Source organism: Edaphobacter bradus (assembly GCF_025685645.1).
GTDB lineage: Bacteria > Acidobacteriota > Terriglobia > Terriglobales > Acidobacteriaceae > Edaphobacter > Edaphobacter bradus.
This window is the reverse complement of the sequence record NZ_JAGSYF010000002.1, coordinates 170,421-187,057: the sequence shown is the minus strand read 5'-3', so window position 1 is coordinate 187,057 and position 16,637 is coordinate 170,421. Positions and strand designations below refer to the sequence as shown.

22 protein-coding genes are annotated in these 16,637 nt (G+C 60.1%); 13 read left to right on the top strand and 9 right to left on the bottom strand.

Annotation, left to right across the window (positions count from 1 at the left end):
* The first annotated feature begins 43 nt into the window (after positions 1-43).
* Positions 44-1,321 (top strand): GAF domain-containing SpoIIE family protein phosphatase, encoded by a 1,278-nt coding sequence (locus OHL16_RS06960; RefSeq protein WP_263366392.1) that lies wholly within the window; start codon positions 44-46, stop codon positions 1,319-1,321.
* Positions 1,322-1,455: 134 nt separating this feature from the next.
* Here OHL16_RS06960 and OHL16_RS06955 read toward each other — a convergent pair whose 3' ends face one another.
* Positions 1,456-3,441, bottom strand: a complete 1,986-nt coding sequence (locus tag OHL16_RS06955) for a M1 family aminopeptidase (RefSeq protein WP_263366391.1) — start codon at positions 3,439-3,441, stop codon at positions 1,456-1,458.
* Positions 3,442-3,446: 5 nt separating this feature from the next.
* A complete protein-coding gene (gene rlmB / locus OHL16_RS06950; protein ID WP_263366390.1) occupies positions 3,447-4,268 on the bottom strand; it encodes a 23S rRNA (guanosine(2251)-2'-O)-methyltransferase RlmB in 822 nt (273 codons plus the stop codon).
* A gap of 234 nt (positions 4,269-4,502) precedes the next feature.
* Between rlmB and OHL16_RS06945 the strand changes: the two genes are divergently transcribed.
* The 4 genes from OHL16_RS06945 (at position 4,503) to OHL16_RS06930 (ending at position 7,007) form a co-directional block, all read left to right on the top strand.
* Complete coding sequence (locus tag OHL16_RS06945; protein WP_263366389.1) at positions 4,503-5,141, top strand: RNA polymerase sigma factor; 639 nt, start codon at positions 4,503-4,505, stop codon at positions 5,139-5,141.
* Positions 5,138-5,548, top strand: a complete 411-nt coding sequence (locus OHL16_RS06940) for a hypothetical protein (RefSeq protein ID WP_263366388.1) — start codon at positions 5,138-5,140, stop codon at positions 5,546-5,548. Before OHL16_RS06945 ends, OHL16_RS06940 begins: the two co-directional genes overlap by 4 nt.
* On the top strand, positions 5,545-6,102 hold the full coding sequence (locus OHL16_RS06935; RefSeq protein ID WP_317891045.1) for a zinc ribbon domain-containing protein: 558 nt from the start codon (positions 5,545-5,547) through the stop codon (positions 6,100-6,102). Before OHL16_RS06940 ends, OHL16_RS06935 begins: the two co-directional genes overlap by 4 nt.
* Positions 6,103-6,185: 83 nt before the next feature.
* Positions 6,186-7,007, top strand: coding sequence for a LytR/AlgR family response regulator transcription factor (locus OHL16_RS06930; protein ID WP_263366387.1), 822 nt, complete (start codon positions 6,186-6,188; stop codon positions 7,005-7,007).
* A gap of 54 nt (positions 7,008-7,061) precedes the next feature.
* Here OHL16_RS06930 and OHL16_RS06925 read toward each other — a convergent pair whose 3' ends face one another.
* Together OHL16_RS06925 and OHL16_RS06920 are read right to left on the bottom strand one after the other, a co-directional pair.
* A complete protein-coding gene (locus OHL16_RS06925) occupies positions 7,062-7,721 on the bottom strand; it encodes a BON domain-containing protein (protein WP_263366386.1) in 660 nt (219 codons plus the stop codon).
* Positions 7,722-7,821: 100 nt separating this feature from the next.
* Positions 7,822-8,463: an O-methyltransferase gene (locus tag OHL16_RS06920; protein ID WP_263366385.1), complete on the bottom strand. Its 642-nt coding sequence runs from the start codon at positions 8,461-8,463 to the stop codon at positions 7,822-7,824.
* Between the two features lie 79 nt (positions 8,464-8,542).
* Here OHL16_RS06920 and OHL16_RS06915 point away from each other — a divergent pair, with 79 nt between their 5' ends.
* Together OHL16_RS06915 and OHL16_RS06910 are read left to right on the top strand one after the other, a co-directional pair.
* Positions 8,543-8,833 carry a hypothetical protein gene (locus OHL16_RS06915; RefSeq protein WP_263366384.1) on the top strand — a complete coding sequence of 97 codons (291 nt, stop codon included), beginning with the start codon at positions 8,543-8,545 and terminating at the stop codon, positions 8,831-8,833.
* A 119-nt stretch (positions 8,834-8,952) separates the two neighbouring features.
* Positions 8,953-9,237, top strand: a complete 285-nt coding sequence (locus OHL16_RS06910) for a DUF2934 domain-containing protein (protein WP_263366383.1) — start codon at positions 8,953-8,955, stop codon at positions 9,235-9,237.
* A 318-nt stretch (positions 9,238-9,555) separates the two neighbouring features.
* Here the strand turns inward: OHL16_RS06910 and OHL16_RS06905 are convergent, their stop codons facing one another.
* A complete protein-coding gene (locus OHL16_RS06905; protein ID WP_263366382.1) occupies positions 9,556-10,053 on the bottom strand; it encodes a hypothetical protein in 498 nt (165 codons plus the stop codon).
* Here OHL16_RS06905 and OHL16_RS06900 point away from each other — a divergent pair.
* A complete protein-coding gene (locus OHL16_RS06900; RefSeq protein WP_263366381.1) occupies positions 10,043-10,492 on the top strand; it encodes a hypothetical protein in 450 nt (149 codons plus the stop codon). The two genes, OHL16_RS06905 and OHL16_RS06900, sit on opposite strands and share 11 nt — an antisense overlap.
* Before the next feature lie 40 nt (positions 10,493-10,532).
* Here OHL16_RS06900 and OHL16_RS06895 read toward each other — a convergent pair whose 3' ends face one another.
* Entirely contained in the window at positions 10,533-11,255 is a 723-nt protein-coding gene (locus OHL16_RS06895; protein ID WP_263366380.1) for an FkbM family methyltransferase, read from the bottom strand.
* 284 nt (positions 11,256-11,539) lie between these two features.
* Between OHL16_RS06895 and OHL16_RS06890 the strand changes: the two genes are divergently transcribed.
* Positions 11,540-11,845 (top strand): DUF3303 family protein, encoded by a 306-nt coding sequence (locus OHL16_RS06890; RefSeq protein ID WP_263366379.1) that lies wholly within the window; start codon positions 11,540-11,542, stop codon positions 11,843-11,845.
* 102 nt (positions 11,846-11,947) lie between these two features.
* A complete protein-coding gene (locus OHL16_RS06885; protein ID WP_263366378.1) occupies positions 11,948-12,118 on the top strand; it encodes a hypothetical protein in 171 nt (56 codons plus the stop codon).
* 32 nt (positions 12,119-12,150) lie between these two features.
* Here OHL16_RS06885 and OHL16_RS06880 read toward each other — a convergent pair whose 3' ends face one another.
* Positions 12,151-12,306, bottom strand: a complete 156-nt coding sequence (locus OHL16_RS06880; RefSeq protein WP_263366377.1) for a hypothetical protein — start codon at positions 12,304-12,306, stop codon at positions 12,151-12,153.
* A gap of 504 nt (positions 12,307-12,810) precedes the next feature.
* Here OHL16_RS06880 and OHL16_RS06875 point away from each other — a divergent pair.
* Positions 12,811-13,170: a hypothetical protein gene (locus OHL16_RS06875; RefSeq protein WP_263366376.1), complete on the top strand. Its 360-nt coding sequence runs from the start codon at positions 12,811-12,813 to the stop codon at positions 13,168-13,170.
* Between the two features lie 148 nt (positions 13,171-13,318).
* On the top strand, positions 13,319-13,819 hold the full coding sequence (locus OHL16_RS06870) for a hypothetical protein (RefSeq protein WP_263366375.1): 501 nt from the start codon (positions 13,319-13,321) through the stop codon (positions 13,817-13,819).
* 110 nt (positions 13,820-13,929) lie between these two features.
* Here OHL16_RS06870 and OHL16_RS06865 read toward each other — a convergent pair whose 3' ends face one another.
* Together OHL16_RS06865 and OHL16_RS06860 are read right to left on the bottom strand one after the other, a co-directional pair.
* Positions 13,930-14,505 (bottom strand): YkgB family protein, encoded by a 576-nt coding sequence (locus tag OHL16_RS06865; protein WP_263366374.1) that lies wholly within the window; start codon positions 14,503-14,505, stop codon positions 13,930-13,932.
* Between the two features lie 283 nt (positions 14,506-14,788).
* On the bottom strand, positions 14,789-15,328 hold the full coding sequence (locus OHL16_RS06860) for a carboxymuconolactone decarboxylase family protein (RefSeq protein WP_263366373.1): 540 nt from the start codon (positions 15,326-15,328) through the stop codon (positions 14,789-14,791).
* 121 nt (positions 15,329-15,449) lie between these two features.
* Here OHL16_RS06860 and OHL16_RS06855 point away from each other — a divergent pair, with 121 nt between their 5' ends.
* Complete coding sequence (locus tag OHL16_RS06855) at positions 15,450-16,328, top strand: AraC family transcriptional regulator (protein WP_263366372.1); 879 nt, start codon at positions 15,450-15,452, stop codon at positions 16,326-16,328.
* Positions 16,329-16,637: the final 309 nt, after the last annotated feature.

Here is a 16,637-nt window from a genome sequence, read left to right as displayed (position 1 = left end):
GTGGAGGTGTGTGTTCCCGGTTTCCCCGGTCAAGGAGGGGTCTATGGCTACCCCCGCACTTCGCCCGATTGATACCAGTGGTGGTATTCCTTCACGGATTCACTCATCCTGCGATTATGTTCAAACCCTGATGAAGCTGCAGCGGGCTGCTGAACTCATTACGTCTACTCTGGACATGGATGCTCTGCTGGAGCGGGTCGTGAATGATATTGCTGCTTCGATCGGCTGCGTCGAAGTCTCCGTGTGGCTGCGCGATTGGGAGACCGACGAGATGGTTCTCGAAGGCGTCAGGGGTTGCACGGTCAACATGAAGGGCGCGCGGCTGAAGATCGGCCGGGAAGGGATGGTGGGGCATGTCGCGAAAACGGGAAAGATGCGTTACGCGAGGGATGTGAGACTGGACCCGTATTACGTACAGTGCGAGGAGGAGACGCGCTCCGCGGTCGACCTTCCGCTGCAGGCGCGGGGCGAGATCGTCGGTGTTCTGAGCGTCGAACATAAGGAGCTGGACGCTTTTTCCGGCGACCAGTTGCAGGTGTTGCAGGCGCTGGCAGGGCATATTGCGGTGGCGATTGAGAATGCACGCCTGTTCCAGGTTGAGCGTATGGAGCGGGAAAGGATGCAACGCGAGGCAGACGATGCGCGGGCGGTGCAGCAGTCGTTATTTCTGAAGGCGGTTCCACTGGTCTCCGGATTCGCGTTTGAGACGGCGTGGCATCCGGCTGGGACGTTGGCCGGCGATTGGTTTGATTTCATCGATCTTGGCGAGGACCGCTACGGAATTGTGCTCGCCGACGTGTCGGGCAAGGGGATGCCGGCGGCGTTGCTGATGTCGGCCACACGAGCGATTCTGCGCTCGCTGGCGAAGCTGGATTCCTCCCCCAGCCAAACGCTGGTGCGTTTGAACCAGACGCTGTCGGAGGACTTTCCGATGGGGAAATTTGTGACGATGATCTACGCGGTGCTCGATGCACGGGCGCGTGAGATTACTGTCGCCAGCGCGGGACACCTGCGGCCGTTGCTGATCAACGGCAAGTGCTCGTTTCTGGAGGTCGATTCGGGCCTGCCGCTGGGGCTGGGTGCGTCTTCGTATCCGGAGTGCAAGATAGAGATGAAGCCCGGTACCCGGTTGCTGTTCTACACGGACGGCATCACAGAGGCCATGAACAGCCGTGACGAGGAGTATGGCCCGGCGCGGCTGCGGGAGCACTTTCTTCAGCCGGATGCGTGTGTGGAAGGGCTGATTGAAGAGGTGCAGCGTTTTGGGCACGGGTCGAACCGGACGGATGATGCGACGGTAGTCCTGATTCGCAGCAGGTGAGGTTATCTTGGTTATCTTGGTTATCTTGGTTATCCTGGGGGGGAAGCTGGAGTTTCCCCCTCGGCTCCGCTCGGGGTCCGGTTGGAATGACAACGAGAAAGGCAGCTGCGACGGCAGGAAGCGAAGCTGCTCGCTTAGTTGGTTGTCTGGGTGAGGGTTAGCTTGCGGGTGTGGGTGGGGGTGGTCTGCTCGGGGATGGTGCCGTCGTTGACGATGACTTCGGCGGGGATGCCCTCGAAGAGGACGCGGGTGGAGGCGGTGGCGCGGCCTGGGAGGCGGAGGAACTCGGTCTTGGTGAGCGTGCCGGAGCGGACCGTGATGGGGACCTCGGCGGCGGCGTAGCCGTCGTTGTGAACCTCGACGGAGACGAGCCAGCTTGTCTTGCCGCCGGTGGAGAGGTCGCGCGGGGTGACGTTCAGGATGGAGAGGTCAGGAAGGCCGCGGTCGCGGTAGACCCAGTCGTCGAAGAACCAGCCGAGGTCACGCCCGGAGGCCTGTTCAAGGGTGCGCTGGAAGGCGTGGGAGTCGGCGTCCTCTTTAGGGCTACGGGCGGCGGTGTCGCGGTAGAGAGCGAGTGCATGTTTGAGTGCGGCGTCGCCGGTGAGGGAGCGGAGCATCCAGAGGACGGCGGCGGATTTGGTGCCGCAGTAGGTGGTTTCGTCGTGGGCTTCGATGAGGGACTGGCCTGTGGTGGCTGGGTCGCTGGTGCCAGTAATCTGGGGCTCGGCGAGGGCGAGGGTGTTGACCTGCTGGTGGAGTTGGGCGAGGGCGGCGTTGCGGCCCTGGTTGCGCTCGACCCAGAGGAGGGTCATGAACTGGGCGACGCCTTCGTTGAGCCAGGGGTGGGAGGAATAGAACCAGGCGTGGGTGAGGGAGTGGGCGAGGAGGGGCGCGAGCGAGGCGGCGTCGGCGGCGTGCATGGGGGCGACGAGGAGGGCGTTGTCCTCAAAGGGCTGGCCGGGGTGGTCGAGGAGGATCAGGGGTTCGAGGGGATTGGGGCCGAGCCAGTCGGAGAGCAGCGGGCGGACGAGCTGCAAGCCAGCGTTGTAGCTGGGAAGGACGTTGGGCTGCTGGGTGATGGCCGAGAGGAGCATGTTGTCGGTCGCGGTGGCGTCGGTGGGGACAATGAAGAGGCTGGGGATGCGGAATCCGAGGGTTCGGGGGGAGAACTCGGCTGTGGCGAGACCGGGGGTATCGGTGACGGAGGTCCCGGGGTTCTCGGGGATGGTGTGGAAGACCTCGCGGCGACCGCAGAACCATGCGGCGGCGGGGGCCTCGCCGGTGTACTCGACGGTGAGGCGGAGGCTGATGGTGGCGGGGGACTGGCGGAGTTTGGCCTGGCCGAGTGCCTGGAAGAGTTTGGCGCCGTCGCCGAGGAGGATGGAGGGCGAGGCGGTGGGGTACCAGAGGACGTTCCCGAAGCCGCGTAGGGCGGTGAGCGAGGGGGTGATGGCGTCCCAGTCGGCGGCGGCAGCCTTGTCGAGCGGGGCTCCGATGCGCTCGAGGCGCTCGGCGGAGAAGGGGATCTCGCCGGAGTAGATGGCGGTGAGGTCGAGGGTGGTTCCGGGGGCGAGGGGCTGGGGAAGCGTGATGACGGCTTCAGTGGCCTGACCGGTGTGGTCGGCGTCGGTGTCGAGGGGATGCTCGGCGAAGGTGAGGGGCTGGGTGCTGCCCGCGGTACGGAGGGTGACGCTCTCCCAGTGGAGGGTTGAGGAGAGCTGCAGGGCGAGGCGAGGGAGCGGAGAGGGGCCGGTGTTTTTGACCGTGAACTGGGCGTGCGCGGCCAGGTGTGACGTCGCCGGGGAGATGTGGAGGGCGAGGTCGTAGGCGGTGAAGGTGAGGGAGGCGCGCTCGGCGTCGGTGGGGGTGACCAGCTCCTTTTCGGGAGCCGGCTGTTGGGCCGGAGGCTGGGGTGTCTGCTCCTGGTTGATGTTGCGGTTGAAGAGGACGGTTCCGGGAGGTGGAGCGGGGCCGGGCTCTAGGGTGTCGGAAGGTTCCTTCTGTTGCGTCGGCTGTTGGGGGGGCTGCGGGGCGGGTTGTTTCTGCGCAGGTGCGAGCGAGGTTTGAGCCAGGAGGACGGCCAGGAGGATGGAGAGGCAGCGTGATGCGGAGGACAACATGGACTTCAGGACCCCAGACCTTTGCGTTCTTTGGTGCGCTTTGAGGCTTGCGCGGTCTTTTGTTGGACGGATGGGACGCGGCGTTGGCGCAGGGCCTCGTACATGACGACGGCTCCGGCGACGGAGACGTTGAGCGAGGAGACCTGGCCGGCCATGGGGATGCGGAGGAGGTGGTCGCAGGTCTTTTTGACTAAGTCGTGGAGACCCGCGCCTTCGCGTCCGAGGACGAGGACCGTGTCGGAGGAGAAGTCGTAGTCGGTGTAGTCGGGGGTTCCGCGCTCGTCGAGTCCGACGACCCAGACGTGGGCCTTCTTCATCTGCTCGAGGGCACGGACGAGGTTGGTGACGCGGGCGATGCGGACGTGCTCGGAGGCGCCGGCGGAGGTTTTGGCGACGGTGGCGGTGATGGGAGCGCTGCGGCGCTCGGGGATGAGGACGCCGTCGACGCCGGTACCGTCGGCGGTGCGGAGAAGCGCGCCGAGGTTGTGGGGGTCTTCGAGGCCGTCGAGGGCGAGGAAGAAGCGGGGGTGGCCGGGCTGCGTTGCCGGCCGAGCGAGGAGGTCTTCGACGGTGAGGAACTGGCGCTCGCGGACGAAGGCGAGGATGCCCTGGTGGGCGTCGGTTTTGGCGAGCCGGGTGAGCTGGTCGCGGGGCTCGAGGGAGATGCGGATTTTGGCTGCGCGGGCGAGGGCGATGACGGCTTCGAGGCGGGCGTCAGAGTTGCCGCGGGCGCCGCTGCGTTCGCGTGCTACAGAGATGTGGTCCAGCTGACGGGCGCCGGAGCGGATGGCCTCCTCAACGGGATGGAGGCCGTAGAGAACTTCCATTCCTTCAGTTTACGGGAAGATTTGAGATGGTACGGGAAAACAGCAGATTCCTCCACTTCGCTGCGCTCCGGTCGGAATGACAACGAAGTGGGTGCAATGGCTTCTGGAAGAAGCGGGTGGAAGGGCTTTAGAATGGAGGGTACAGGGTCCTACCTGAGCGATAAGTCGGGAGAATTGGTGGGTTCTCGCGATCAGGACCGAGACTTTTTAGGCGAGAAAGGCGTCTCTACCCTCATGAACCGCGGATCTGCCACGATCGCTGTCAAGCACGCCGCCGCTCTGACGCTGAGCGAGAATATGGTGATCGCTCGCGGGTTGAAGCTGCAGGACCCGGAGCTTCTGGACCATCTGATTGAGCAGTACCAGCACAGGCTACTGCGGTTTCTCCTGTTTCTGACGGGCAAGCGCGAGGTGGCAGAAGACCTGTTCCAGGAGACCTGGATGCGGGTGCTGCTGCGCGGGGCACAGTACAACGGCAAAGCACGGTTCGATACTTGGCTTTTTACGATTGCGCGGAACCTGGTGATCGATCTCTCACGCAAGCGGACGATGGTCAGCCTGGATGCGATGAACGACTCGATCGAGGATGATCGTCCGTTCGAGGTGGCGATGGAGGGGCCATCGCCGCTGGAGCAGCTTCAGGCGCGGGAGGACTCGGCCGAGGTGAGCGAGGTCCTGCTGAAGCTGGATGGGCCTTCGCGCGAGGTTTTGGTTTTGCGGTTTTATGAAGAGATGTCGCTGGAGGAGATTTCAGGGGTGACCCGGGCTCCGCTGTCGACGGTGAAGTCGAGGCTTTATCGCGGGCTGGCCGCGCTGAAGCCTGAGGTGGAGAAGCTGCGGTTGACTCGGGGAACCTCGGAGGCGGCGGTATGAACGATGCCATCGAGAAGATCCTGCGCGAGCGGGAGGCGGATGCACGAGCCGTTCTGCCGGGTTCGCTGGACTCCTTTCCCAGATTGAATGTGGCGGCGCGGGCGTCACTGGTGAACCGGACGCATCGGGTAGTGCGTGCGCGTGCGCAGGCGCTGGCGGCGCAGCGCAGCCGGGCGCGGAGCCTGTGGATTCCGCTGGCTGTCTGCTCGGGACTGTTGGTGATCATTTGTACGGCAGTTTGGAGTCTGCTGGACCAGTATGAGTTGGCGCCGAATGGCGTGCCGGATGCGAGCGAACAGTTTCTGGTGTTGCTGCTGTGGTTCCTGCCTGTGTCGGTGGCGCTGATGACGATGGTATGGTTTCGTCGTATCCGCACGAAGCGCTCCGGTAGGGAGTTCACGCGATGACGATGCCGACGATGCCGTGGAAGCGCGATGTGAGCCGATCGGAGGAGGCGCTGGCTGGTAATGAAGACCAGCTCAGCCTGATCCCCGCGTGGTCGGTGATTCTGGCGGTGTTAGTTTTTGCGGCGGTCCAGTACCTGTTTCATGTGGTGTTGCCACACCATAAGCATGAGATGCTGCCGATGCGGCTGTTGATGGGCTACTCGTGGGGGACGGCGCTGGCCAGCTACGTTCTGCTGGTGGGCTATGTGAGCCGCGATGTGAAGCGCCGCAAGATGCCTGCAGGGTTGTGGATGCTGATCGTTCTGCTGCTGCCGGGCGGGATCGGCGCGGTGGTGTACTTCATGCTGCGGCAGCCGATTCTGATGCCGTGTCCGCACTGCCGGACGGAAATTACGTCGAGCTACCACTTCTGCCCGCAGTGCCAGTTTCAACTGGCTCCGGTGTGCGGGCGGTGCTTTCGCGGCGTGCAGATCACGGATGTGTACTGCGTGCAGTGCGGGCACGACCTGGCTGAGGACCATGCTCCGGCGAGGCTGCGGGCGTATAGTGACTAGTGACAGGTTGTTAGTTGTCAGTTGCTTGCTAACGCTTTTGCTGATTACTGACAACCTGTAATCTGCAACCTGCAACTTCTCTGATGTCCTTGACTGCCCTCATCATCGACGACGAACCGCTTGCCCGACAGGAGCTGCAGTATCTCTTGGAACACGGCGGCGGGGTCGAGGTCCTCGCCCAGGGGACCAACGGGATCGAAGCGGTGGAGCTGATCCGGACTCACAAGCCTGATGTGGTTTTTCTCGACGTGCAGATGCCGGGGCTGGATGGCTTTGCGGTCCTGAAAAAGCTGCTGGACCGCAAGGTGCAGCTGCCCCAGGTGGTCTTTGCGACGGCTTACAACCAGTATGCGGTGAAGGCGTTCGAGGTGAACGCGGTCGATTATCTGTTGAAACCGTTTGATCGCAAGCGGGTGATGCAGACGATCGAGAAGGCAGAGAGAAGGCTGGCGGCGCTCGCTGCGACGGAGTCGGCCGGGATGAACCCGGAGACGGGAGCGAAGCTGGATGCGCTGCTGAAGCTGGTGGAGGAGCAGGCTCAAGCTCCGAAGTTCCAGATGGGCAGACCAACGGGCAAGGTGGTGGTGCGGGCGCAGAGCCGGCTGCTGCTGGTGGCGCAGAAGGAGATCTGCTTCGCTTCGATTGAGGAAGGGACGATTACTGTGGTGACGCCGACAGTGGAGGGCCACTCGAACTGCCGGACGCTTGAGGAGCTGCAGGAGCAGCTCTCGCCAGAGGATTTCTGGAGGGTGCACCGATCGTACCTGGTGAACATTCAGCACATCCGCGAGGTGGTGCCGTGGTTCAAGTCGAGCTATCAGCTCAGGATGGATGACCCGAAGAAGACGGAGATTCCGGTGAGCCGGGCACAGACGAAGCGGCTGCGGGAGCTGTTCAATCTGTAGACCTTGATGTGAAGTTCGAGCGGCACACTCTCGGGTGCCGGTCGATTGTCATGGCTACTTGGGGGTCTTTGGAACGGCGCCGGGGAACTCGAGATCGTTGTTGACGCTGAAGACGCCAGACGTTCCGTTGGCCTGGATGTACGCGATGTCGGCGTCAGTCTGGTTGTTGACGACACCAGCGAGGATAACGTTGCCGTTCTTCACGATGATGTGAATGGCGTGGAAGCCGATGGGTGGAGAGTTGGTGATGCCTCCAGCCCTAGCGGCTATGTTGGGGCCGGGACCGATGGCGCGTCCGATGGAACCCTGGTTGGCGTTGTATTTGCGCAGAACAGGCTGGGTGTAGATGCGGTTATAGACGGCAGCGCGGATGCGGTCGTCGTTGGGTGAGTTGGGAAGTACCTCGATATTGTTTTCGACGCTCTCGACGCCGGAGATGCCCTTGACGGCCCTTTCAGCGTCGCTCTTGAGGGTGGGGCGGGAGGCGTAACCGCGGAGGACGACGGCTTTGCCGTGGATTCCAAAGGCGAGCCAATCGAAGACGCTAAAGTTGGTAAGGCCCAACAGACGCTTACGGACTTCCTTGGCGATGCGGAGGGTGTCCTCCTGCGAGTAGGTGGGGCGGGGCTGGGTCTCCTGGGCCAGGACCGGGAGGGTTGCGAGGCTGAGGGCCACGAGGGTGGTGGCACCACGAGCGGCAGTGAAACGTGGCATGATTTCCCCCGAAAAGTGCTGAAAACCAAACGGATCAGGATGTTTTGATGAGTCCGTCCGTTAGCGGGTTTTCGGAGCTAAGCATTTTTTTACATAGAGATCAGGCTCGGCCTTCGCGGCGCTGGGCGAGGACAAGTCCGCGGGGGGTGGGCAGGAAGATGGCGGAGACGAGTCCCTCGGCTTCGAGACGGAAGGCGGCGTCGCGGACGGTCTTGAGGTGTGAGCTGGCGTCGTGCATCAGAATGAGGCCGGTTGGGCGGATCTGCGGGAGAAAGCGCTTGACCTCGGCTTCGCGGATGGGCATGTCGGAGTCGGAGAAAAAGATGTCGATGGTGCCTTCGATGTGCATCTCGAGAGAGGACTCGTTGCGGAGCTCGATCCACTCAGACAGGCCCGAAGCCGCGATCTTTTCTTTTGCCTTGGCGAAGACGACGGGGTCGAACTCGCAGGAGATGATCTTGCCGAAGCCGTTGGCCTTGAGGCCTTCGGCGATCCAGAGGGTGGAGACTCCGAGGAATGAGCCGGTTTCGACGACGAGCGCGGGCTTGAGGGTGGTGATGAGGGTGCGGAGGAACTCGAGGACTTCGGCCTCGGCGGTCATGGAATCGTACATGTGCCAGCGCTCGGGTTGAGGGCACTCGGGGGTTGGGCGGTGGTACTCGGGCAGGAGGGCCCCGGCGGCGCGCTCGGCCTGGAGCATGACTTTGTGCTCCTGCTTGATCTTCTTGCGGAACAGACCCATTTGTTGAGTTTACAAGCTGGCCGGGAAGATTCTTACGCGCGCGGCGGGTTTGCATGTACGGTGGTGGCAGGAGGCGAGCTTGGGAAGGATTGTCGGACGGGCAATGGTGTGGGTTCTGGCGGGAATGGCCGGAATCTATGCGCTCGACTGGGCGGTCTGGCAGGTGCGGGTGCTGGCTGGAGGCGGGACCAGGGTGATGACGGTTGGCCGCTTTGTGGTTGCTCCGCTGAAGGGCGGCAAGGAGGAATACTACCCAGACGGGAAGGTGGAGGTGCAGTGCAGCGTTTCTTTGCTTCCGGAGGGGTTTCCGCAGGCGGGGAGCTCGCCTTGCTGGTGGGTGGTGAGGCATCCGGTGGTGTTTGAGCGGTAGGGTATCGCCTCGGCTGCATTAACCAAATAGTTACGGTTCGGGGTTCGGATTCGGCTCGCGGTCTTTTATCCTAAGGACAGCCCCGAACGGAGGCGAAAACCCGAGCGAGGAGATGTGAGATGAGTGCAGAGAAGACGGAGAAAAAGCCGAGGAAAGCTCCGGTGAAGAAGACGGCGGTGGCGCAGGCGGCAGGTGAGACGAAGGCCAAGGCGGCTCCGAAGGCGAAGACGGTAAAGATTGCAGAAGTTGAAGTTACAGCGGTTTCGACGAAGGTTACGCCGTGGCCGAGCCATGAACAGATCGCGATGCTTGCGCACAGGTACTACATGGAGCGCGGGTGGCAGGACGGGTTCCACCTGCAGGATTGGCTGCGGGCGGAACAGGACCTGCTGGCGGCTTCGTAGAGTTTTCAGCGAGTTATTTTAGGGAAGGCCCCTCCGACTGGAGGGGCTTTCGTATTTGGTGCTATTGCCGGTCGGTGCAATCACCCCAAGGTGGTACTTCTGTTAACCGCTCGATGACTCATAGTGATGTATGTCTTTTGTTCGCAACGGAGGCATACCTATGTTTTGGAGGTATCGAGCTCTTTGTGCCGCATTCTTCGGCTCGCTCGTACTGTGTGCAACCCCAGCCTTGGCAATTGTAGACACGGCCAACGCTACCATCACCTGTAACGCCTACAACCTCTCCGTAAGCGCCTCACAGCTGATTCCGGGAACTAGCTATACGATCGATTTCGAAATAGACAGCTCACCATACGCGAGCGGCTTTCCGATCATTGGTTCAATTCCCTTCACCGCGACTTCCACCACATTCAATAGCACCGTAACGGGCTCCTTTCCGGCGCTAAGCGGCAATTTCAGCTTCTCCGGCACTGCAGGATCGGCCGGGTACAAGGGTTCGACCGATACAATCAGCATCAACGTCTCACCGATAAATCTGACTTGCGGAGTTCCGCCCCCGCCATCCTGCTCAGCGCAATCGACCATCACATCGAATTTCAACGGAACTCCAATCGCCTCGGGTAACTGGGTCTGGTTTAACGCCAACTTCACCGCGAAGGGTATTCCCAAGACCGGCGCAACCATCAGCTTCACCAACTCAACAATCTCAGTCACAGGAGACGGAACGCCATTCAATAGTTCGGCGCCCAACGCGCAGATCACTTTCTCTCCCTCTGCTACCTGTAGTTCCAGCACGTTCAATGCGATGACCAACACATGGGTGACCACCGTTCCGGTCACGGGAGACGACGAGATATTCCTCTCCGGCCTCGCGGTCCCCGTACCGTCCTACGGTTTGCCCGAAGGAGCCAACGTAGAGTGGGCCGGCACCTTTAGCACCAACGGAGTCTCCGGAATATCCATCCAGTGGAAATGGGGTGCCGCCGTCTACACAAGCTTTACCTCCGACTACAACGCCCTCGCCGTTAAGGCGGGACACCAAACCGCCTGCGGACAAAGCAACGGCGACCATGCAGGGACACCGGAAGGCGTCAACAATAACAATCAACCGTGGAAGCAGTTTGTTCTTGGCGGCGCAAGGGGCGGCGGCGGTTCAAACTGGACCGGATCGTGGAGCAGCACGCAGAGTGTTTCTCCTTCGGGTACCTTCGGTTGCTCCAAGACAAAGCTAATACCAGTGAAGTGGAAGTTCTAAAGGAAAGGCCCCTCCGGTTGGAGGGGCTTCCCTTTGGGTGTCAGGCGGAGCCTTGAGAGGGGTTGTTCTCGCGGGGGAAGAAGAAGTAGTTGGGTGTCTTGTCGGTGGGGATGGCAGGGCGGAACGAGCCCTTGTCGTAGACGAAGGCGTCATAGCCGAGCGAGGCGAAGAGCTCGAAGGTTCGGGGTCCGGAGACCTCGACGATCCAGCGCGGACGAGCGCGGGCTATGATCTGGAGCGCGCCGTTGATGCAGGCGACTTCGTGCCCCTCTACATCGCACTTGATGAGGTTGGGGGAGAGGTCGGGAAAGAGGGTGTCGAGTCGGGTGACTTTGACGGGAATGTCGCCGGTCTGAGAGAGGGTGGCCTCGTAGATGTTGGCACCGCCAGTGGAGTACTGCGGAATGCTCATGGTAGCGCGGTCCTGGTCGTGATCGGAAGCAGCCAAGTTGTAACAGCTGACGTTTGTCAGGCCGAGAGAGCGAACGTTGTTGGTGAGGTAGGAAAAGGTCTCGGGGATGGGTTCAAGGGAGAAGACTCGGCCGGAGGCGCCGACGAACTCCGAGCAGAAGCGGGTGTAGACCCCGATGTTGGCGCCGATGTCGATGACGATGTCGCCGGGCCGCAACAGGGCTTTGCAGCCGAGGAGATCGGGTTCGGCGTTGAGGTCGTAATGCTTCAACTGGTTCTGGTAGTGGCGGGCACGTACTGGCTGCAGGACAGGATTAGGAATGTACTTCAATGCAATTTGCTTAAGTGACATGCAATGCTCCGTCAAGTAAAGGGGCGTTTGTGCAGCGGCGAATCGAAGACCCGACTTCCTGATGCAAGTAGTATATCGAGCTGGATTGTAAGCTCCCGAAGCAGTCGCCAGGACAGCCACTCATGCGATGAGAGCGGAAGAATGGGGGCACCCGATGTGGTGGGTTCGGGGTGTGTGGCCACCCGGCGGTAAATTCCCTTGACTCGTTCCCTCCTGCGGGCGTAGCTTGGCGTTCTTCCTCACAGGGCCCATCAGATATCCGCCATCGGCGACAGGAGTGTTCGATGCGCATGATTATGTATGTTTCGTTTCCAGTCGAGACCTTCAATGCAGCGGTCAGAGACGGCTCCGCCGGAGCCAAGATGAAGCGAATTCTTGATCAGTTGAAGCCTGAGGCCGCGTACTTCACGGACCGCCACGGCCAACGGAGCGGTGTTCTGATAGTGGACCTGGCGGACCCGTCGAAGATTCCGGCGCTCGCCGAGCCGTTCTTTCTTTTGTTCAACGCGGCGGTTGAGCTGCATCCCGTGATGAGACCGGAGGACCTTGCGGCTGCCGGTCTGGAAGGACTGGGCAAGGCGTGGGCATGAATCCGGAATCATCAAAAGGAGGGGCAATAAAAGGAGGTACCAATGGCTCTCAGTTTTGCGACAGATATCCGCCCTCTTTTCCGGGATGAGGACATTGATTGTATGAAGGGCATAGGAATTGATCTTGATGATCCCGCGTGGATGTGTGTCCCCGCCAATGCGCAGAGTGTCTACGGTGCGGTTGCGAACGGCTCGATGCCTCCTGATGAGCCTTGGCCGGAGGAGCGGGTTTCGCTTTTCAAGAAGTGGATGGACGCGGGGTGTCCTGAGTAGACGGTCTATTCGTTGGCGATCATTTCGCGGAGTTAGGCGATGAGCTTCTTGAGGTGCTCGATCATCTGGGGCCAGGAGCCTGCGCCGGTGTGGTCGGGGTAGGGAACTCCGGCGGCGTGCTCGCGCTCGGCTTCGGCGAGGATCTGGAGGGCGCGGTCGAGGCGCTGCTGGAGGGTTGGACCGGACATGGTGGGATTTTAGCTCGTTCGGGTTCGCGCTTTTGCGCGAATGCCCCAATCATGCCGCGATGAGACTGCGTCATGAATGGGGCACTCGATGTATGGGTTGATTGGATGTGTGAGGCACCTGTCCCACCCCTCCTGTGTACGGGGGTGTATGATTCTGCATCCGACCTGTGGCTTCTTTCCCCGGGTCCCTTTCAAGCGACTGAGCCGGATCGTACAAGTGGGGTACGAGGGCTGAACTCAGGCCACACACTTCTGTTTGCATCGAGCGATTCCATGAAGAGCTTTCGTTTGCTCGCGTGGCTCACTCCAATCGAAACGACGACCAGAGAGACAGAGGAGGTCTTTCAGAAGAGGAGAAGGGCGATGAGAAATTTAAAGTTGGTTTACGGATTGGTTCCGGTATTGGTGTTCGCACTAGCGGTCACGCTTTTCCCAAAGTCGAACCTGCATGCTCAAGCGGACGATTCAGAATCGCAGGGGGGCCGGCTTGAGGGAACGTGGCGCTTGCAGATCACGGTACGGGATTGTCAGACGGGCGCGGTGCAGAGGACCTTCCCAGCTCTGTTTACCTTCGCCAAAGGGGGTACTCTCATCGAAGTGAGCGCAGGCCAGTTCCCCGCGCTGACCACTTCCGGCCAGGGTGTCTGGCGGCACACGGGTGGTCAGGATTACAGCGCGGTGTTTGAAACCTTCGTCTTCAGCCCCGCTGGAGTGTGGATACAGAGGCATAGATTCACGCGAGCCATTGAACTGGACAGCAACGCGAACGAGTTCACCGATACCATTAAGCTTGAGATATTCGACACGAGCGGGAACCTGGTTGTGATGGGCTGTGGCACAAGTGTCGCGCGGCGCTTCGAATGAGGCCTTGAGTGCTGGTACAAGGGCCGAACTTAGACAAAGCAATCCTTTGCGTGGAGCGATTCCATGAAGAGCTTTCGTTTGCTCGCGTGGCATCACTCCGCCCGAAAACGTTCACTAGAAATCTGAGAGTTATTGCAGGAGAAAGCGAATGAGAAACTCAAAGTCGGTTTACGGAGTGGTTCTGACGTGGGTGTTCGTGGTCGCAGTGCTTTTTCTAACGTCGAAGCTGGGAGCTCAAATGGGCAATTCAGAGTCTCAGGGTAAAGAATGCTCGAGGGCCACCCTGCAGGGCAGCTTCGGATTCACCAGCATAGGGACTCTTCTCCCATCCTTTGCGCCGCCTCCTTTTGCCGGCTCTATCGCTGAGGTAGGCAGGCAGACCTTTGATGGGAGAGGCAATATTGAAGCGACCGCGACCGCAAGCGCGAATGGCAATATCCAAAAGCTGACCCTTAAGGGCACGTATACGGTGAATCCGGATTGTACAGGCACCATGGCACTCGACGTATCTCCACTGGGTGGGACGGTACACCTGGACTTTGTGATCGACCTCGACGGGAATGAGCTTCGAGCCATCGTCACAGACTCAGGGGTGGTTGAGAGCCGTGTTTATAAGAAGCAGTTCCGAGGAGATCGCTTGGAACATTAGAGGATCTGACCGATGTGGCTAAGCTCAGGGTTTCTTCTCGCGGTAACGTCAAACGTCCTCTGACCCCACCCATGCGCGATGAAACCGTGCATGAATGGGGCACCCAGCTATTAGCATTTGTTTTCGGAAAGGATCGCCTTCTTGCCGAAATAGCTGATCAGATAAAAGGACACTCCGAGGGATATAACGTCCTTGAAAAGGAACAGGCCCAAGAAACTCATGTACCTCATCCCGTGAATCCCAGGTACGGAAATAATCGCGCCGGGGGTAGTTATGACCATAGTGCTGGTTGTAAAGAACATGATCGTTGCGATGAGCCCTCCTACGATGCCGGCCTTGGGGCGAAAATAGCCTGCGATAATCAAGACGGCGGAAAGCCACTCGGTAAGGCCGATAAGGTCCGATCCCATATAGGGACCGAATAACTTAAAGTGCCACCAGATCAGAGGGCTGTTAGAAACCAGGGGAACTATGCCTTCGGCGCCGGGAGCCGTCATCTTATAAGACCCGGCCCAAAGGAGCATAACGATCATGCCAATACTGGTGATCAGGAAGGGGACATTGCGATCATTTATCCATGCAGCTAATTTGGTTAAATTGCTTTTTGTTTTAGTTGAGAGGTCAGCAGAAAACATTATGTCTTCTTTTTCCGCGATAGTTGCTTGTCCTGACAGAACCCGGTTCATGATAGCTTCTCCTTACTGTGGTTGAGGTAGTTGCGTATATGTGCTCTGCCAATAGGCACCCCTTCAATACTCCGGTGGGTGCCCATCAGCGTGGAGCAGAACGGATCTTGTCTGTCCGACGATGATCACGTGCTCGTTGCCCCTAGATGGAATGAGGTAGCGAAGCGCGAATGAAGCGATAGTCAAGGTCTCCCTGGAAGAGCCGCATTTGATAGAAACTTGATAAGCTTGATCATCGTTTTATCCTTTCCTTCCATCCTTGCCGCAGTCCTGTGCGCCCGAATCAGAACTTCACCTCCACCACGGGAAAGTCGATCTCAGTACCGGCAAGTTCATTGGCATAGTTGGTCAACGTATTCACCGCGACATTGGCAACGACCTCCATCATCAGGCCGTCATCGATCCCCGCCTTCCGCGCGTTCTTGATATCCTCGTCCGAAACATGACCGCGCTGACGAACGATCTTCTTCGCGAACGACGCCAGCGCACGGTCAAAGGGATCCTCGCCGTCTCCTGCACGCGCCTTCAGGGCTTCCGCCTCGCTTACGCCTTCAGCCTTCGCCATGGCCGTATGCGCCGAGAGGCAGTACTGGCACTCGTTCTCCTGGCCTACCGCCAGGGCCACAATCTCGCGCTGAGCGGCTGAAAGGCGGCCACGCGAAAGCGTCTTCGACAGCGACAGGAACCCATCCAAAGCCACGGGAGCATGTGCCAGCGTCGCAAACAGGTTCGGAACCATTCCCAGACTCTTCCCTACCTGGGAAAGCGTGCTGGCAACCTTGTTATCGACATTCGATGAAACAACAGGACTAATGCGGGACATCGTCTTCTCCAATCTCCTGAAGCGCCTCAGCGCCGCTCAGGAATCGTTCTGAGTATGAGATGGTACGAATTGTCACGCGGAGTATCGTTGAGATATCTTATAGTCTCGTTGAGGTCTCATCATGGATCGCCTCGCCCCATTCTTCGAACGATTCACGCTCTCCGCGCGCATGTTTTACTCCGGAGCCTTCTGTGGCATCTCCCCAAACCTGGACGAACAGGCCGGCCACCTTCACGTCCTCAAAAAAGGAAGGCTGACCGTCACTCATCCCAACGCTCGCCCCATCGTCGTCAATACTCCGAGCATCATCTTCCTCCCGCGCCCTCATCAACATCGTCTTCACGCCTCCGAGGAAGAGGGCACCGAGCTCGTCTGCGCCACCGTCGAGTTCGGCACCGGTATGCTGAACCCTCTCACCGCGTCCTTCCCCGAGCCCTTCATCATCCCGCTCGACTCCCTCCCTGAACTCACGCCAGCGCTCCAGCTACTCTTCTCCGAGTCCTCCTCCGACCTCCCCGGCCGCCAGACCGCGCTCGATCGCCTCTTCGAATACGTCCTCGTGCTCCTCTTCCGTTCAGCCATGAACGCGCGCCTGGTCGACAGCGGGGTCTTAATCGGCCTCAGCGACCCTCGTCTCACTAAGGCCATCGAGGTCATGCACAAACACCCTGAGACCTCCTGGACACTCGAAGAGCTCGCCCAGCGCGCCGGCATGTCGCGCGCACGCTTCGCTGCTCACTTTCGCAAAGTCGTCGGCATCACGCCCTTCGACTACCTCACCAACTGGCGCCTCGCCATCGCCCAAACCATGCTGCGCAAAGGCAACTCGCTGAAGCTCATCGCAACCGCCGTTGGATATGCCAACGCCACGGCTCTGACGCGAGTCTTCACCCAGCGTCTCGGAATGTCCCCATCGGAATGGCTGGCTCGCAGCCGTAATGACGTCGTTCAGCGGTACGCACGGGACCCAGTCGGAGCAGGTGGAGGTGCTCGGGCATGAGGACGTAGCCGAAGAGATAGAACAGGTGGCGCCTCGGAGTTTTTCGAGAGTCTTCAGGAAGACGATACGAGCGTGGTTGTTGTTCAGGTGTGGGAGTCGCCGGTGACAACTGAAGGTGATGAAATGATCGTGGCCTTCGGTTTGGTAACGCTTCACCACCCCAGCGGGCAAAGACCGCCCGCTGGGGACGCCGGCTTCAGACGGCTCGGTATGAGGTCATCGTAAACTCAGACATCCTCGGGCCTCACCCATGCGCGATGAGGCCGCGCATGAATGGGGCACCCGATGTGTGGGCGAGTTTTTTATGTG

Coding starts and splice junctions, on each gene's coding strand:
- OHL16_RS06960 (WP_263366392.1), top strand. CDS start 44: ATGGCTACCCCCGCACTTCGCCCGATTGATACCAGTGGTGGTATTCCT.
- OHL16_RS06955 (WP_263366391.1), bottom strand. CDS start 3,441: ATGTTGTCCTCCGCATCACGCTGCCTCTCCATCCTCCTGGCCGTCCTC.
- rlmB (WP_263366390.1), bottom strand. CDS start 4,268: ATGGAAGTTCTCTACGGCCTCCATCCCGTTGAGGAGGCCATCCGCTCC.
- OHL16_RS06945 (WP_263366389.1), top strand. CDS start 4,503: ATGAACCGCGGATCTGCCACGATCGCTGTCAAGCACGCCGCCGCTCTG.
- OHL16_RS06940 (WP_263366388.1), top strand. CDS start 5,138: ATGAACGATGCCATCGAGAAGATCCTGCGCGAGCGGGAGGCGGATGCA.
- OHL16_RS06935 (WP_317891045.1), top strand. CDS start 5,545: ATGACGATGCCGACGATGCCGTGGAAGCGCGATGTGAGCCGATCGGAG.
- OHL16_RS06930 (WP_263366387.1), top strand. CDS start 6,186: ATGTCCTTGACTGCCCTCATCATCGACGACGAACCGCTTGCCCGACAG.
- OHL16_RS06925 (WP_263366386.1), bottom strand. CDS start 7,721: ATGCCACGTTTCACTGCCGCTCGTGGTGCCACCACCCTCGTGGCCCTC.
- OHL16_RS06920 (WP_263366385.1), bottom strand. CDS start 8,463: ATGGGTCTGTTCCGCAAGAAGATCAAGCAGGAGCACAAAGTCATGCTC.
- OHL16_RS06910 (WP_263366383.1), top strand. CDS start 8,953: ATGAGTGCAGAGAAGACGGAGAAAAAGCCGAGGAAAGCTCCGGTGAAG.
- OHL16_RS06900 (WP_263366381.1), top strand. CDS start 10,043: ATGACCAACACATGGGTGACCACCGTTCCGGTCACGGGAGACGACGAG.
- OHL16_RS06895 (WP_263366380.1), bottom strand. CDS start 11,255: ATGTCACTTAAGCAAATTGCATTGAAGTACATTCCTAATCCTGTCCTG.
- OHL16_RS06890 (WP_263366379.1), top strand. CDS start 11,540: ATGCGCATGATTATGTATGTTTCGTTTCCAGTCGAGACCTTCAATGCA.
- OHL16_RS06885 (WP_263366378.1), top strand. CDS start 11,948: ATGAAGGGCATAGGAATTGATCTTGATGATCCCGCGTGGATGTGTGTC.
- OHL16_RS06880 (WP_263366377.1), bottom strand. CDS start 12,306: ATGTCCGGTCCAACCCTCCAGCAGCGCCTCGACCGCGCCCTCCAGATC.
- OHL16_RS06870 (WP_263366375.1), top strand. CDS start 13,319: ATGAGAAACTCAAAGTCGGTTTACGGAGTGGTTCTGACGTGGGTGTTC.
- OHL16_RS06865 (WP_263366374.1), bottom strand. CDS start 14,505: ATGAACCGGGTTCTGTCAGGACAAGCAACTATCGCGGAAAAAGAAGAC.
- OHL16_RS06860 (WP_263366373.1), bottom strand. CDS start 15,328: ATGTCCCGCATTAGTCCTGTTGTTTCATCGAATGTCGATAACAAGGTT.
- OHL16_RS06855 (WP_263366372.1), top strand. CDS start 15,450: ATGGATCGCCTCGCCCCATTCTTCGAACGATTCACGCTCTCCGCGCGC.